The organism is Candidatus Hinthialibacter antarcticus (assembly GCA_030765645.1).
GTDB lineage: Bacteria > Hinthialibacterota > Hinthialibacteria > Hinthialibacterales > Hinthialibacteraceae > Hinthialibacter > Hinthialibacter antarcticus.
On the sequence record JAVCCE010000015.1, the window covers coordinates 234,548 to 249,074 of the forward strand.

The 14,527-nt window shown below is 52.0% G+C and carries 15 protein-coding genes; 8 read left to right on the plus strand and 7 right to left on the minus strand.

Translation table 11 applies throughout. The annotated features are described in order from the left end of the window. Positions 1 to 578 precede the first annotated feature (578 nt). The 5 genes from der to P9L94_05555 all read left to right on the plus strand — a co-directional run bounded on the left by der (position 579) and on the right by P9L94_05555 (position 4,271). Positions 579 to 1,919, plus strand: coding sequence for a ribosome biogenesis GTPase Der (gene der, locus P9L94_05535; GenBank protein MDP8243525.1), 1,341 nt, complete (start codon positions 579 to 581; stop codon positions 1,917 to 1,919). Next, entirely contained in the window at positions 1,916 to 2,548 is a 633-nt protein-coding gene (plsY, locus tag P9L94_05540) for a glycerol-3-phosphate 1-O-acyltransferase PlsY (GenBank protein ID MDP8243526.1), read from the plus strand. The genes der and plsY overlap by 4 nt, the downstream gene beginning before the upstream one ends. Further along, entirely contained in the window at positions 2,545 to 3,288 is a 744-nt protein-coding gene (gene hisA, locus P9L94_05545) for a 1-(5-phosphoribosyl)-5-[(5-phosphoribosylamino)methylideneamino]imidazole-4-carboxamide isomerase (protein ID MDP8243527.1), read from the plus strand. Before plsY ends, hisA begins: the two co-directional genes overlap by 4 nt. A gap of 78 nt (positions 3,289 to 3,366) precedes the next feature. Then, positions 3,367 to 3,789: a DUF2384 domain-containing protein gene (locus P9L94_05550; GenBank protein ID MDP8243528.1), complete on the plus strand. Its 423-nt coding sequence runs from the start codon at positions 3,367 to 3,369 to the stop codon at positions 3,787 to 3,789. Next, positions 3,786 to 4,271 carry an RES domain-containing protein gene (locus P9L94_05555; GenBank protein ID MDP8243529.1) on the plus strand — a complete coding sequence of 162 codons (486 nt, stop codon included), beginning with the start codon at positions 3,786 to 3,788 and terminating at the stop codon, positions 4,269 to 4,271. Before P9L94_05550 ends, P9L94_05555 begins: the two co-directional genes overlap by 4 nt. Here the strand turns inward: P9L94_05555 and P9L94_05560 are convergent. Together P9L94_05560 and P9L94_05565 are read right to left on the minus strand one after the other, a co-directional pair. Beyond that, positions 4,268 to 4,516, minus strand: a complete 249-nt coding sequence (locus P9L94_05560) for a YbjQ family protein (GenBank protein MDP8243530.1) — start codon at positions 4,514 to 4,516, stop codon at positions 4,268 to 4,270. The genes P9L94_05555 and P9L94_05560 overlap by 4 nt on opposite strands. A 28-nt stretch (positions 4,517 to 4,544) precedes the next feature. Further along, positions 4,545 to 6,278 carry a DUF1080 domain-containing protein gene (locus tag P9L94_05565; GenBank protein MDP8243531.1) on the minus strand — a complete coding sequence of 578 codons (1,734 nt, stop codon included), beginning with the start codon at positions 6,276 to 6,278 and terminating at the stop codon, positions 4,545 to 4,547. A gap of 152 nt (positions 6,279 to 6,430) precedes the next feature. Here P9L94_05565 and P9L94_05570 point away from each other — a divergent pair, with 152 nt between their 5' ends. Together P9L94_05570 and P9L94_05575 are read left to right on the plus strand one after the other, a co-directional pair. Continuing rightward, positions 6,431 to 6,724 (plus strand): type II toxin-antitoxin system HigB family toxin, encoded by a 294-nt coding sequence (locus P9L94_05570; protein ID MDP8243532.1) that lies wholly within the window; start codon positions 6,431 to 6,433, stop codon positions 6,722 to 6,724. 8 nt (positions 6,725 to 6,732) lie between these two features. Beyond that, complete coding sequence (locus tag P9L94_05575; GenBank protein MDP8243533.1) at positions 6,733 to 7,104, plus strand: hypothetical protein; 372 nt, start codon at positions 6,733 to 6,735, stop codon at positions 7,102 to 7,104. Positions 7,105 to 7,309: 205 nt separating this feature from the next. Here the strand turns inward: P9L94_05575 and P9L94_05580 are convergent, their stop codons facing one another. Further along, the gene (locus P9L94_05580; GenBank protein ID MDP8243534.1) at positions 7,310 to 8,611 is read right to left on the minus strand and encodes a right-handed parallel beta-helix repeat-containing protein; all 1,302 of its coding nucleotides are present in this window, start codon (positions 8,609 to 8,611) and stop codon (positions 7,310 to 7,312) included. Continuing rightward, a complete protein-coding gene (locus P9L94_05585) occupies positions 8,563 to 8,778 on the minus strand; it encodes a hypothetical protein (protein MDP8243535.1) in 216 nt (71 codons plus the stop codon). Before P9L94_05585 ends, P9L94_05580 begins: the two co-directional genes overlap by 49 nt. Positions 8,779 to 8,999: 221 nt before the next feature. Here P9L94_05585 and P9L94_05590 point away from each other — a divergent pair, with 221 nt between their 5' ends. Next, positions 9,000 to 11,438, plus strand: a complete 2,439-nt coding sequence (locus P9L94_05590) for an endonuclease MutS2 (GenBank protein MDP8243536.1) — start codon at positions 9,000 to 9,002, stop codon at positions 11,436 to 11,438. A 57-nt stretch (positions 11,439 to 11,495) separates the two neighbouring features. Here the strand turns inward: P9L94_05590 and P9L94_05595 are convergent, their stop codons facing one another. The 3 genes from P9L94_05595 to P9L94_05605 form a co-directional block, all read right to left on the minus strand. Next, positions 11,496 to 12,245, minus strand: a complete 750-nt coding sequence (locus P9L94_05595) for a hypothetical protein (GenBank protein MDP8243537.1) — start codon at positions 12,243 to 12,245, stop codon at positions 11,496 to 11,498. A gap of 134 nt (positions 12,246 to 12,379) precedes the next feature. After that, a complete protein-coding gene (locus tag P9L94_05600; protein ID MDP8243538.1) occupies positions 12,380 to 13,378 on the minus strand; it encodes a dipeptide epimerase in 999 nt (332 codons plus the stop codon). A gap of 194 nt (positions 13,379 to 13,572) precedes the next feature. Further along, on the minus strand, positions 13,573 to 14,508 hold the full coding sequence (locus tag P9L94_05605) for a transketolase C-terminal domain-containing protein (protein ID MDP8243539.1): 936 nt from the start codon (positions 14,506 to 14,508) through the stop codon (positions 13,573 to 13,575). Positions 14,509 to 14,527: the final 19 nt, after the last annotated feature.

Below are 14,527 nucleotides of genomic sequence, written 5' to 3' on the forward strand. Positions count from 1 at the left end.
GTCCGCTCTCCTTACAGGTGTTGAGATAAAATAGGTGACTCGGTTTGCACCGATTGTTTAATTCCGTGATCCGGTCCCTCAACCGGTTTGAGAACAACAACAATGAAAGGTATTCTTGCAGTGGAGTCTGTAGACAGTTTTCTTCGTTTCTATCAAATGTCAAATGCTGGAAAACAAAACTACGCCGCCAGGATTATCAATTTTGACGCTCAACGAATCATTACCAGGCTTAAACACTCATGTCCTGCGAGACTTCACTAAATTTTGCCTTTAACATAAAGCAGAAGCCATGCCAATAACTCAAATAAACTCAATTAATTGATTCCTATATACTTACAAAAATGTAGGATTCATGTTGATTGAGTAATCGTTTAAAAATCAATGTTGATTTTTGACCACAAGGTCAGGAACAGACATTTCTGTAAGAATATGCCTGTTGATGTCAGAACCCATATTTTATCATGATGATTTTTGTCTGATAGGTTAAGACGCCTTGATTCAAGTTTGTGAAAACGTATTGATATACAGAATTTCAAATTCGCCTCATGCAGCGCATTACCCCTGAAAGAGTAGATGTCATGCCCAAAAAACCGCCATTGGTGGCAATCGTCGGACGACCCAACGTCGGAAAATCGACCTTATTCAACCGTATTATCGGCAGCCGCGACGCCATCGTCGACGATCAACCCGGCGTGACCCGCGACTTAAAATACCGACCGACCGATTGGAACGGAAAACCCTTTGAGATAGTCGACACCGGCGGCATCTTCGGCCCCGATGATGATCCGTTTTCCAAAGCGATCCAAAATCAGATTGAACGCGCGGTGCAAGCTTGCGTCCTCATTGTGTTTGTACTCGATGGACGCGACGGCCCCACCCCGCTCGACCATGAAATTTTCAACTTGTTGCGCCGCACCCATAAACCCATTCTGTGCGCGATCAATAAGGTCGATAACCCACGCATCGAAAATGAAGTCATCGCTTCGTTTTTTGAACTGGGCGCGGACGCCTTTCTGCCGGTCTCATCAACCCACGGTTTGGGCGTCGGCGACCTGCTCGATGAAATCGTAAAACGCATTCCCGACAATACGGCCCAATTTGAAGACGACCCGCCAGGCATCGCCATCCTGGGGCGCCCCAATGTTGGCAAATCGACTCTGCTCAATTCGCTATGCGGAAGCGAGCGGGCCATCGTGTCGCCCATCGGCGGCACTACCCGCGACCCAGTCGATGAGGTTGTTGAAGTCAACGGCAAAAAGTATCTACTGATCGACACGGCGGGCATTCGCCGCCGCTCAAAAATGAACCAGGGGCTTGAACGCTATGCCCTCAAACGAAATGAAAAGGCGCTCGACCGCTGCGACCTCGCCTTGTTGGTCGTCGACGGCGTCGAAGGCCTCACCGAGACCGACGCCAAGGTGTTTCGCCTCGCCAAAGATACGGGAAAAGCCGCGATGATCCTGGTCAATAAATGGGACGCCATCCACGATAAAACCGAGAAAAGCGCGGGCGAATTCGCTAAAAAAATCCGCGAGGATTTGCCGTTCTTACATTACGCGCCCTTAGAATTTATTTCCGCCATGACCAAACAGCGCCTGCACCGCATTTTTCCGCATGTTGAACGAATTCTGAGCGACTACCAATTCCGCGCGTCAACCAGTTCGCTGAACCAACTGATGGAAGGCATCATCGCGCATAACCCGCCGCCTACACATCACGGTCGCTCAGCCCGGTTGTATTATTCCACTCAAGTCAGCACGGCGCCGCCAACCTTTCTCGCGTTTGTGAACGATCCCGACGCCATTCATTTTTCGTATGAACGCTACTTGATGAACCAACTCTATCAACACTTTAATTTAGAAGGCGTCCCGCTGCGTTTGTTTTTCCGAAAGCGTGAAAAGAGTAAAGAGAACCAATGATTGAAATTCTTGCTCTGGTGATTGCCTATTTGCTTGGGTCGATCCCGTCTGCGTATTACATGGGCAAGTGGGTGAAGGGCGTCGATCTGCGCACTGTCGGCAGCGGCAACTTGGGCTTCACCAACGCATGGCGTGTACTCGGCCTATGGATGAGCCTGCCGGTGTTTGCCTTCGACATTGGCAAAGGCGCGGCGGCGGTGTTGATCGCTCGAGCGTTATCGCCGGATTTAGAATGGTTGGCCATCGCCGCCGGGCTGGTTGCGATCCTGGGGCATAACTGGACCGTGTTTCTGGGCTTCAAAGGCGGCGGCAAAGGCGTCGCGGCCTCGGCGGGCGTGTTCGCCGCGCTGACGCCCGTCCCCTTCGCAATTACCTTCACGTTATTTTTGATTATTCTTTTCACCACAAGCTATATGTCGATCGCCTCCATCAGCGGCGCGGTGATTTTGGTCACCTGCATCTACACTGCGCACGCAATGCACAGCGCCTTTGCGCCGTCGATTGAAGTGACTGCGTTCGCGACCATCGCAGCGACCATGTTGATCGTCAAACATAAAAAAAATATCCAGCGTCTATGGGCGGGAACCGAACCGCGCATCGGGCGAAGCAAGACGGAGGAGCCTTCGTGATTGATTTAATTCCAGCCATTGACCTGCGCGGCGGCAACGCAGTACGCCTGTTGCGCGGCGAATACGACCAGGAAACCATTTACTCGAACAATCCCGCCGAGTTCGCCAAAACCTGGCAAGACGGCGGCGGCGACATTGTCCACATCGTCGATCTCGACGGCGCCCGCGACGGCGCCATGCAGAACCGCGACGCCATCCGCGCGATTGTTGAGACGCTCAGCATCAAAACAGAATTAGGCGGCGGCTTGCGCGACATGGAGGCGGTGCATTGCGTGTTGGGCGACTTGGGCGTTGACCGCGCCATTCTTGGCAGCGTGTTGTTAGAAAAACCCGACTTCGCGCGCGAGGCGGCGCAGGCCTACCCGGGTCGCATCATTCTCGGCATCGACGCCCGCGACGGTTTAGTTGCGACCCGCGGCTGGCGCGAGACCAGCCAGGTGAAGGCGGTTGATCTCGTAAAAGAATTCGCCGGGTTGGATTACTGCGCGGTGATCTATACCGACATCGCCCGCGACGGCACCCTGGTCGGCCCCAATCTTGAACAACTGGCTGAAATGGCGGCGGCCTCTCCGTTCCCGATTATCGCGTCCGGCGGCATCGGCTCGCTGGACGACATTCGCAATGTGGTCAAACTCGCCAACACGCTTGAGCAAGGCTCCATCAGCGGCGTGATCGTCGGCAAGGCGCTCTACGAAAAAAAATTCACCATCGAAGAAGCGGCGGCGGCGATGAAAGCGTAACTTCTTGCGTGCGCCAAATGGCGCGGCTACAATGGCAATATGGCGCTAGACGAAAGCCATTGCCATCTGGAGGCCAACATGTGCGCAGAATCACAACAGCATTTCAAAGCAACATTTAAACTGCCTTTTGATAATATTGAAAAGTCGATTCGGGCTATCGAAAAAGGCCTCCCTTATTCGACCATACATAAACTTCAATCTGTCTTATCGTTGACTAATCACGAACTTTCGGATATTGCCAATGTCGCTCCTCGAACCTTGTTAAGAAGAAAAACACAAGGACGGTTAACTTCGAGTGAGTCAGAAAAAGTTTTTTTGATTGCAAAATTATTCAATCGCGCGGAAGAGATATTTGGCTCAAAAGAACGGGCCAAATTGTGGATGAAATTGTCTCAGCCTGCATTGGGCGGAAAGACGCCTTTGAAATACAGCAAGACAGTCGTCGGCGCTCAGGCGGTTGAAGACCTCCTCGGTCAAATTGAACATGGCGTTGTGTTATGAAATTGACCGCATGGCGACTTGTTCATTCCAAGTATTTGAATAAGCCGTTAACGGGAGAGGGCGCTCAAAAAAGCGGCGGCCGCTGGAACCATAAAGGAACGCCAATCATATATGCCGCCCAAGCCATCTCGCTGTCAGTATTAGAAATATTAGCGCGCATACTTGATTCTGGCGATTTAAAACACTACCGCTTTAGGTCGGTCGAATTTGATGACTCGCAGGTTCAAAGAATTGAACAAAGCGAATTGTCGCTCAATTGGAACTCACTGCCGCCAACTAACGAAACCAAAGATATTGGCAATGAGTGGGCTAAATCAAATCAGAGCCTCATACTCGCCGTTCCGAGCGTAATCATACCGATTGAGTGCAACTATTTGATTAATCCAAGCCATCCCGAGTTTCGCTCTCTCGTGATCCATACAAACAAAGTGAAATTTGACTTTGATCAACGCTTATTATCGTTTCACCGAATAACCGCTTAGAGTTCCACCTTCCTCAGTTTCACTGCGGTGCCGTAACAGAAAAGTTCCGCTGCGTTTTGGGCGATGCCTGACGTTGTGAAGCGGATACAGACGATGCCGTCGGCGCCGAGTTGGGCGGCGTGTTGTTTCATGCGGTCGATGGCTTGCTCGCGAGATTCCGCCATCAGTTTGGTGTATTCCAGCACCTCGCCGCCCACGATGTTACGCAGTAGGGGGCGTCGCGCGCGACGCCCCCTAGATTGCATTTATGAAAACTGTGAGAAAGGCAGTGATTTACTTAGTCTTATTCTCAAACAAATATTGCCCTGACTTGCCCGCAACCACCAGATCGCGATCGCCGTCGTCGTCGATGTCGGCAAACTCCATATCCATCCCGGTGCCGATGTTTTCGTCATACGAGATGATGTGTTTGGTAAACTGCGGGTCGGCGCCGCGTTTGACTTTGTACCAGAAAACGCACAGCGGTTCGTTGGCGCCGTTGTCAGTTCCGCCGTGGCCGCGATAGCGTTTGCCCGCCACGATGTCTTTCTCGCCGTCGCCGTCAATATCTTCTAATAAGATGATGTGAAGTTGCGAATAGGTCGGGTCGATGGTGTGATAGATCCACGCCTCGCGCCCAGCACTGTCGCGGGTTTGCTCCATCCAGAAGAGACCGAAGTCGTGCGCTTGGCCGTAGATGATATCCGCGAGGCCGTCTTTGTTGAGATCATCCACGACGAACGGCGCACTGAGGCGTTCGGTGACGCGGTAGCTGCGCTGAAACTTCCACGGCTGCTCGGTTGACTTCATGGGTGCCTGATACCAGCCGCTAGTGGTAAGTATGTCGTCGAACCCGTCACGGTTTACATCGCCGAAAGCCATGCCGTGTCCGCCGCCGGGGAAGCCGATGTAACGGCGCTCATACCCTAAACCTTTTGCATCCTTGCCAATATTCGCGAAATATGAAACGCCCTGACCCGGTAAGTAACTGTTGACGAGTAGGTCCATGCGCCCGTCGCGGTCGAGGTCGCAGGGGATGATGGTTTCTGTGCCGGGCAATTGGTCGCTGATGGTGTGGCGCTGCCATTTTGATTTGGCCTGATCGCCGCCGGGGTTCTGGAACCAATACAGGAACGGTTCAAACCAGCCGCCGGACACCACGTCGAGTTTGCCGTCGCGATTTACATCGCAAACCGCTTCGCCGAAATCCTGCATAAATTCGGCGTCAGCGTTGACGTCGCGGTAGTGGTGTTTGCTCCAGATGGGCGCTTCATACCAGTTCGACCCGCTGGTGATATCGAGGTCGCCGTCGCTGTCGACGTCAAACACGGTCACGCCTTCACCGTTATGGTCGTCAAGTTGATGGGCTTCAAACTGGACGGGAGACGGCTCGGCTTTGTATTGCGGCTTGAGGTCTTTAATGCGGATATTACGAAACTCGGCGACCTGATCTTTGAGTGGTTCGCCGCCATGAACCTGAAAGCCTATGCGCCCTTTTTTTGACCCTTCGAGATGCGTGTCTAAAACTTTGGTTGTATTGAGATATACAACGATGTGATCTTTCACGCAGATAATCGCCATTTTGTTCCATTTGCCGATCTGGTGTTTTTTGGGCGAGGCCGCAACGTAGCGAAATACGCTGCCAGTGGGAAACTCATCATCGGAATCATTAATCTGAATTTCAAATCCATGTTGTGACGGACGGCCGTCAACGCCTTTCGGCATACGGATACCGACGCCGCTGTTGCCGCCTTTGGTAATTTTGAATTCGAGTTCGAGAGAGAAATCGTCGATCTCGCTGTATTCGGTGAACAGCCACGAGTCGCCGCCAACAGCCGGGTCTTGGCGCCCGGTCAGTATTCCTTTTTCAACAGTCCACTTGCCCGGCCATTGCATTTGCCAACCATCATCAAGGTTTTGACCATTAAAAATACGAATATAGCCGTCATCGGCGGGAAACTGGGCGAAGGCTGAAGATGAAACGAGAAGTAGCGCGATGAAAAAATACATTGTGCGGATGCGGTGCATGAAAAATCCCCTTTATCTTTGGATAACACAATACTCAGTTCAAACCAGCATTGTACCGCATGGAGCCGACAGACTTGTAGTGGAACAATGCGTTCTCTTTTATAATTCCCAAAACCATTTGATCCCATTACGGGAACACGTTATAATAAGAAATGAGAATCATCGCAAGAAGCGCTTTGAGAGAATTCTGGCAGCGGCGTCCAGCAGCCGAACAGCCTTTAAAAGCATGGTTTCAATTTGCATCCGCTGCGGATTGGGCGACGCCGGATGAGATAAAATCTGATTATCGAAGAGCCAGTTTTCTTGAAGGCAATCGAGTCTGTTTTGATATTGGCGGCAATAAGTATCGACTCATTGTGAAAATCAATTACCCATACCGAATTGTTTATATACGATTTATTGGAACTCATAAAGAATATGATGCAATCAACGCAAATACCATTTGAGGAACGTGATGAAAATTCATCCTATTAAAAACGAAGCAGATTACAAAGCGGTTCTGGATGAGATAAACAAATTGATGGACGCAGAACCGGACACTCCGAAAGGCGACCGGCTGGATGTCCTAACAACGCTTGCCGAAGCCTATGAAGCAAAACAACACTCCATTGGCGAGCCTGATCCGGTCGAAGCAATCTTGCACCGCATGGATGCGCTTGGGCTATCACGCAAAGATTTAGAGCCGCTCATCGGAACCCGGTCTCGCGTATCTGAAATTTTGTCGCGCAAACGCCCGTTAACGATATCAATGATTCGCCGCGTACATCAATCATTGAATATTCCCGCAGACGTATTGATTCAGCCTTATCTCTTGAATCAAAGTTGATTAGAAGCGATCTCAAAACGACTTGTCATTTCATCGTGAAAGGCATGGGTGCAACTCTGAGAGCGCCTGTGCATAAGGGCCTGGAAGCCCGCACTGAAGCGAGCAGAGTTATACCCATGCCGCTCGCTGCAAAACGATTTATTTTATACACAGAAAAGCCCCCTCAATCGCGAGGGGGCTTTTTGACTTCGATGTGAATGAATACTTACTGCAATTGCCAGTCAGACACAGGCGAACTTTGTCCAACCGCGCCGATGAAGGTCCCACCCACGCCAGCGGTCAGAACCGGCGAACCGTCGGCTAATTTGAAATCTCCGCTGGCGGCGTCAACATACATCGGGTCGGTGTTCAACACGTTATCGGTGATGAAAGCGCCGTCTTCGCCGAAGTATTGTTCGTTGCTGGCGAAGACGTTTGAGAACGAGACGTTAAATTCCGCCGCGAATCCCGCCAGATTTTCGATGCAGTCAAAGTCACTGATGTTCGTGTTGGTAATGGTTACGGTGATGATCGCTTCGGCGCTTTCCGGCGTGGAAATGCCGATGCCTTCGACGGAGTTATACAGGTCGCAATGGTCGAGCGTTAAGGTCACGTCGCGGCTATCATCCGGGCTTAAGCGAATTTGAGCGGTGGTGTTGCCGCTGAAGATACAATTGGTGATGGTTGCGGTTCCGCCTTCTTGCAGAAAACCGTAACTGTTTTCTTGAGGGCCGTTATCCTTAAAGAGAGAACCATCAATGCTCACCACGGGGCTTTCTGCGGCTTCGTTGTCTTCAAGATTGCCGGTTTCGATCTCGACTCCCGCTTCTAAATTGCCGATGAAAGTACAATTTGAAACCGTAAGGCTGTCGTCTGAGCAGCTGATGCCGGTTCCGTTATTGGTGAAGGTCGAGTCGACCACGGTCACGGCGCCGTCATCCATTTCGATGCCAGTTCCGTTGTTATCGAATGTGCAACCTGAGAATGAAGCGTCAGGGTTCGGAACAGGCAATCCCAGCGCCGCCAAAAAGTTCACGATGGCAAAACTAAACGGCGCGTTGGTGAATGTCGTGTTTTCTACGGTTAAATTCAGCGCTAAGTTTGCGCCGCCGCCCAGGGCCGTCACTGCGTCCATGTTGGCGAGCAGCAAGCCCAGCGAGTCGCCGCCGATGTCAGCGCCTGCGCCCACGATCACGCAATTTTTCACAACAACATTAGGCGAAACAATCGTCAGGGCCCCGTTAATGTTGGCTGCATCCAGTATATTGAGTTGTTCGGAAGGCTGAACGATGCGGAGTCCGTCGAGCACAACGCCGTCGCCGTTCACCACAACGCCGAGCAAATCAATTTCGCCAAAATCAGCGCCCAGCGCTTCCAGCGCTTTGAAGCGGTCGCCCTGGTTGGCGGCGTTAATGGTCACCGTCCCCGCCGTTTCAGCCTGAATGGTGAGATTGTTCTTAAATACAGGAGCAGCGCCGCTTAAATGGCCAATGGTGAGGTCTTCGGTATATTCACCCGCAGCAACCACAACCACATCGCCTTCCGCAGCGGCGTCAATCGCGGCTTGAATGGTGGTAAAGTCGCCCGACCGTCAGGATTCACGGTATGGGTCGCGGCGAACGCTGTTGCTGACAGTAATGCAATCACGCTCAGGACTTTCGTTCCGGCAAACGCCCAATTGATTAATGTTCTCATCGTAATCCTCCAATTTCAAATAAAATGAGTAAAAGATACTATATCACGACTTTTCAAGAGTTTGGAGAATATTTTCTCCACTATTTGATAGAAATTGTACGATGTCCGTTCAACTCCATCCAAAGAGAATCCATCTAGTGATATACTGGATGGTTGCGCACTGGATAGCCGAATTTATCATCCAGAAATAAAACCTTTTTTATGATTTGAACAATATACTCATGGACGAAAACGCACACGCCATTCGCGTGTTGGAATTCGATAAAATTAAAGAGGCGCTACGCGGCTTGGCTTCGTCAGTATTAGGACGCGAAGCCATCGGCGAATTGCAGCCCTATACCTACGCCCAGGCGATTCGCGGCGCCCTGGCTGAAACCAGTGAATACTTGCGGCTGCTGCAAACCCGCCAAGAGCCGTCGCTGACGGGCTTGTATGACATCCGTGAGCCGCTGCAACGCTCGCGCAACACCGGTTCGATTCTTGACCCGGCGGAAATTCTCATCATCGGCGAGACCGTATCCGCCGCGCGGCGCATCCAAGAAGCGCTGCGACAAACCGCGCAAACCGCCCCCCGGCTGAAAGTCTACGGCGGGCGGCTGGTTCCCCACCCCGGGCTGGAAGATTCGCTGGCGCGGGTATTCGACGACCAAAAATCCATTCGCGACACCGCCTCGCGCGACCTGTCGCGCATTCGTAAATCGCTGCGCCAATTGCGGGCCGACATCACCCGTCGCCTGGACCGCCTCATTCGCGGATCGTTCAGCGACTATCTCGCGGAACCCTATTACACCCTGCGCGAAGAGCGCTACGTGTTGCCGGTGGATGCGCGCTATCAAAGCAAGGTTCCCGGCATTATCCACGACCGCTCGACGACTGGAGCAACGGTATTTATCGAACCCATGCGCCTGGTCGAAGACGGCAACCGCCTGATGGATTTCAACCGTGAAGAACAGATTGAAGTTCGCAAAATTCTTCGCGAACTCACCGCACAAATCGCCGAGCGTTCGCATGACATTGAACAAAACCTGGAAATTTTCTGCCGCTTGGATGAGATATCCGCCAAAGCGAAATTTAGCGACTTACACGAAATGAACGAACCGGTGATCGTCGAAGACGGTTCGCTCAAATTGACCAATGCGCGGCATCCGCTGTTGGTTGCTCAAATGGGACAACGCAGCGTCGTTCCGTTGAACTTACATTTTCCCGACGGCGTACGCGGCATCATCATCACCGGGCCGAACACAGGCGGCAAGACCGTCGTGCTTAAAACCATCGGCCTGTTTGCGTTGATGGCGCAATGCGGGATGCACGTCCCCGCCGACCCCGGCGTCGAACTGCCGGTCTACAAACGCATCTGCGCCGACATCGGCGACGAGCAAAGCCTCGAGCAAAGCCTGTCGACGTTTTCGTCGCACATGAACAACATCAAGAATATCCTGGAAACCGCCGACAAAGATACGCTGGTTTTGCTTGACGAACTCGGCTCCGGCACTGACCCCGAAGAAGGCGGCGCCCTGGCCTGCGCAATCGTTGAGCAACTCTACAAACAACATTGCACCTTCTTGACCACCACCCACTTACAAGAGCTCAAACTGTTCGCCCACGAAAACGAGGGCGTCGACAACGGCGCCATGGAGTTCGACCTCAAGTCGCTTCGCCCGACATACCGTTTTACGCTGGGGCTGCCGGGGCGCAGCAACGCCATCTCCATCGCCAGCCGTTTGGGGTTGCCGCAGCATGTCATCGATCGCGCCCGCGTCTCCCAGCGCGAACAAGACGACACACCCGAAGCGCTGCTGTCGCGGCTCAGCGAAGAAATGCGCTGCGCCGAAGAGGCCGCGCGCAAGGCCCTGCAAGAACGAAAGAGCGCCGAAGAACTTCGCGCTGACTGCGAACGCCGCGTCGAAAGCGCCAAACGCGAAGCCCGCCATATTATCGAAAAAGGCGAACGCAAAGCGCAAAACCTGCTCTCCGAACTCGAACGCCGCATCAAAGATTTAGAAAAAGAAGAACAGAAATTTCAACAGCGATGGAAAGAGAAACTCGACGCGCTGCTCAAAGAATCCAAACGCGAAGCGCCGCCCGAATCAACGCTCAAACAACTACGCGCGGGTTTAAAGCAAGCCAAAAAACAAGTCAGCGGCAGTGAACCCGCCCCGCATGTCGCCAAGTACAAACGCACCAACTGGCGATGGGAACAACTCAAGCCGGGGATGCGGGTGCGAATCGCGGGGCTCACCGAGATGGGCAAAGTCTTGCGCGTCTGGCCCGACCAAAAGAAAGCCGAGGTCAGCGTCAACTCGATGACGCTGCAAGTCAAACAAGACCAGATTTTGTCCGTCCACGAAACCCAACACGAACCCACGGTCGAATATTTATCGACCGTACAAGTTGATCGCCCCGACGACGCCGAACTTTCCGTTGATATTCACGGGATGACGGTGGATGAGATGACCCCCATCGTAGAACGGTTTGTGGATCGCGGATTTCGTTCGGGCGCCCGTTTCATCACCATTGTGCACGGGCACGGCACCGGGACGTTGCGGCGCGAGGTGCGGCGGATGCTGTCCGAACATCCAGTGGTGAGAAATTTCAAAAACGGCGAATCCTTCGAAGGCGGCCAAGGCGTCACCATCGTCAATCTCAGCTCGAGGATGTGATTGATGTCTTTGTTCTCCCCCTGGGAGAGCGCTGGGGTGAGGGCTGTTTCGCCTAAATCAAAAATACAACTCAAGGCTTTCTTTATATTCGCTATCGTCTTCCTCTAATTGCCTAACTTCCTCCAATATCCTCTCTCCTTCTTTTTCAGGCTTAATCCAGAGGCGAACTGCGCCAAACATTCGTGTTGTATGTTCTTCTCCCATGTACTCAAGCAAATCTTCTCTCATTAATTTTGAATAATACCAAGCCATAATTGCTTGCTCATCGACCATCCATAGAATGCACGAAGTATAGGTATGATCATTAGACTTATACATCTGCATTCGCTTGGTATATTTTCTAACCGGCTCACCAAATGAATCATTACAATATTGGATAAATTGTTCGCTTTGCTGCACTAACCTTTCTTCAGATCTATCTTCAATTCTTTGCGTCAATAAAATTTCATCTACCACATTACGAAAATACGACGTTCTATATGAAATTTTAATTGTACGAAAATAGCAGCGTGATGACATGTCATCCTTTGAAATCACATAATTAGGGATACTAAACGGAAGCAAATCAGGCTCGCGCAAGTAATTCACTTGAGAGCGCACATATTTCATTGAAATGCCGATTGTGATTTTTTTATCAACAATCTCTTGAGGCAGGAACGGTTTATCATCAGCAACCATTACAGGTTGAATTGAAGACGGGTTGATTGATTGTTGCGTTTCATCATTGGAATGATTATTTCCATTACAACCAACCACGCCTACAACAATGTTAAGCACGATCAGCACTTGTATGTATTTATTCATCATCCCTCCTGAATACTTCAAGCCTGGTAGGGTGGGCTCGCGAGCATAGCGAAGCAGCCCACCGAATTCTTGTTGCTCCCCCGAGAGCGCGCTGCGCCCCTACGTATTGCTTATGGTTGTTCTTATCTGAAAAGGAATCACCGCTCCACCGCGCCGAGACCGTTGTGTTGCGACAGCGTCATCACGCCTTTATCGAGGCGCATTCCCTCAAACGGATCGCCGCTGAGCAACGCCGCGCCGTCGAGGTCGACAAAATCAACCAGCGGCGCAATCTGCGCAGCGGCGGAAATTGCCAGCGAACTCTCGATCATACAACCCAGCAAAATGCCCATTCCATTTTGACGCGCAATCTCAATCATCTTGCGCGCCCGCGCCAGCCCGCCGCATTTGGCGAGTTTTATATTGATGCCGTCCACCACGCCAATCCAACGCGCAATGTCTTCCGGCCCCTGAACGCCTTCATCCACAAAAATGGGGATATCGGTCTGGTTGAGTTCGCTCAATTTTGCATACCCATCCAAGTCGTCGCGATGGATCGGCTGCTCAACCAGACGCACGCCCAATTCATCCAACTTCGGCATAAATTCGCCAGCCTGCTCTGCCCCCCAGCCTTCGTTGGCGTCGATGAACAGCGTCCCCGAATATTCCTTGCGGATTGCGCTGAGGATTTCTAAATCGCGTTCGCTGCCAAGTTTGATTTTCAACACAGGCCAGTCGCGAACGCGGTTCAGTTTTTCAAGAATGACCTCAATCGTATCAAGGCCGATGGTGAAGGTTGAAACCGGCGTCTTGGCGGGATTAATATTCCAAATTTGGTAAAGCGGTTTGCCAATCACTTTCGCCCAGGCGTCATGCGCGGCGAGGTCGACTGCTTCGGCGAGCGCCGACTCTTTCGGAAATTGTTTCAATACAAGTTGCGCGGCGTTTTCAGGCGTGATCGTATTTTCGACAGACGGCAAAAACGCTTGCGCCAGCTTCAACATGTATTCAACGTCTTGGCCTTTGTAATAAATGGGCGCGCCTTCGCCCCAGCCGTCACCGAATTTCACAAACAGATTTTTGACGGAGGTGCGCGTTCCGCGGGCGATACCGAACGGGTCGCGCAGTTGTAGTTCTTTGATTTCGCAATGGTGCATGTTTCTCCTATTACCAAAATTGCATGTTGTTATGAACTCTTAATCCCCCCGGCGTCTGCGACGCCACCCCCCTTATTAAGGGGGGCTAGGGGGATCCACATATCCAGACCAGATAGTTCCAAACGCTGAAAACAAAAAACGGAGCGCGAAATTGCGCCCCGTTTTAATTTGCATGAACATTAAATACGAACCCATTACTTGGCTTCTTTATAAAACTCTTCCGCCACGGCGGCGATGCCTTCATCGTCGATACGATAGGCGCGGTAGAGATCAACCTGGGTTCCTGACTGACCGAACTCGTCGAGAATGCCCCAGCGTTTCAGTTTCGCGGGCGCTTTTTCGGCGACCACTTCCGCTACAGATGAACCAAGCCCGCCGATGACGCTGTGGTCTTCGATCGTCATCAGGCATCCGGTTTCTTTGGCGCATTTGACGATCAGTTCTTCATCAATCGGCTTGATGGTGTGAATGTTGAGCACGCGGGCGTCGATGCCTTTTGACGCGAGGCGTTCTTTGGCTTTGACCGCATAACCGACCGTACCGCCGGTGGCGATGAGGGTCATATCTTTGCCGTCGGCGAGGGTGACGCCCTTGCCCATTTCAAACGTGTAATCGTCGCCGTTGACCTGGTCGAGTTTCTGGCGGGTGAGGCGCAGATAAACCGGGCCGTTGTGCTCAGCGGCGAACTGCACCGCTTGGCGTGTTTCAATATCATCGCCCGGCTGCAGCACCACAAAACCGGGAATCGAGCGCATCAGGCCAAGGTCTTCGAGGCCCATCTGGCTGTGTCCGTCTTCGCCAATGCCGATGCCGGCGTGGGTTCCGATGATCTTCACATTCGCCTGACTGTAACCGATTGACATACGGATGGTGTCAAAGCGTCCGGTGATGAAACACGCGAAGCTGCAAATAAACGGAACCTTGCCTGACAGCGCCATGCCTGCGGCGGCGCCGATCATGTTGGCTTCGGCGATGCCGAATTCATAAAACCGTTCGGGAAATTTTTCTGCAAAGTGACACGACATGGTTGACTTGCTGAGGTCAGCGTCCATCACCACGATGTCGGGATTTGTCGCGCCCAGTTCCGCCAGCGCGAGACCGAATGATTGTCTTGATGCTACGTTCGCCATAATACCCTTCCAATGATGA

Excerpts from the sequence above, each read along its gene's own strand:
- P9L94_05600 (MDP8243538.1), bottom strand. The coding sequence starts at position 13,378 with ATGCACCATTGCGAAATCAAAGAACTACAACTGCGCGACCCGTTCGGT.
- P9L94_05605 (MDP8243539.1), bottom strand. The coding sequence starts at position 14,508 with ATGGCGAACGTAGCATCAAGACAATCATTCGGTCTCGCGCTGGCGGAA.
- der (MDP8243525.1), top strand. The coding sequence starts at position 579 with ATGCCCAAAAAACCGCCATTGGTGGCAATCGTCGGACGACCCAACGTC.
- plsY (MDP8243526.1), top strand. The coding sequence starts at position 1,916 with ATGATTGAAATTCTTGCTCTGGTGATTGCCTATTTGCTTGGGTCGATC.
- P9L94_05575 (MDP8243533.1), top strand. The coding sequence starts at position 6,733 with ATGAAAATTCATCCTATTAAAAACGAAGCAGATTACAAAGCGGTTCTG.
- P9L94_05555 (MDP8243529.1), top strand. The coding sequence starts at position 3,786 with ATGAAATTGACCGCATGGCGACTTGTTCATTCCAAGTATTTGAATAAG.
- P9L94_05595 (MDP8243537.1), bottom strand. The coding sequence starts at position 12,245 with ATGATGAATAAATACATACAAGTGCTGATCGTGCTTAACATTGTTGTA.
- P9L94_05565 (MDP8243531.1), bottom strand. The coding sequence starts at position 6,278 with ATGCACCGCATCCGCACAATGTATTTTTTCATCGCGCTACTTCTCGTT.
- P9L94_05560 (MDP8243530.1), bottom strand. The coding sequence starts at position 4,516 with ATGCAATCTAGGGGGCGTCGCGCGCGACGCCCCCTACTGCGTAACATC.
- P9L94_05550 (MDP8243528.1), top strand. The coding sequence starts at position 3,367 with ATGTGCGCAGAATCACAACAGCATTTCAAAGCAACATTTAAACTGCCT.
- P9L94_05585 (MDP8243535.1), bottom strand. The coding sequence starts at position 8,778 with ATGAGAACATTAATCAATTGGGCGTTTGCCGGAACGAAAGTCCTGAGC.
- P9L94_05570 (MDP8243532.1), top strand. The coding sequence starts at position 6,431 with ATGAGAATCATCGCAAGAAGCGCTTTGAGAGAATTCTGGCAGCGGCGT.
- P9L94_05590 (MDP8243536.1), top strand. The coding sequence starts at position 9,000 with ATGGACGAAAACGCACACGCCATTCGCGTGTTGGAATTCGATAAAATT.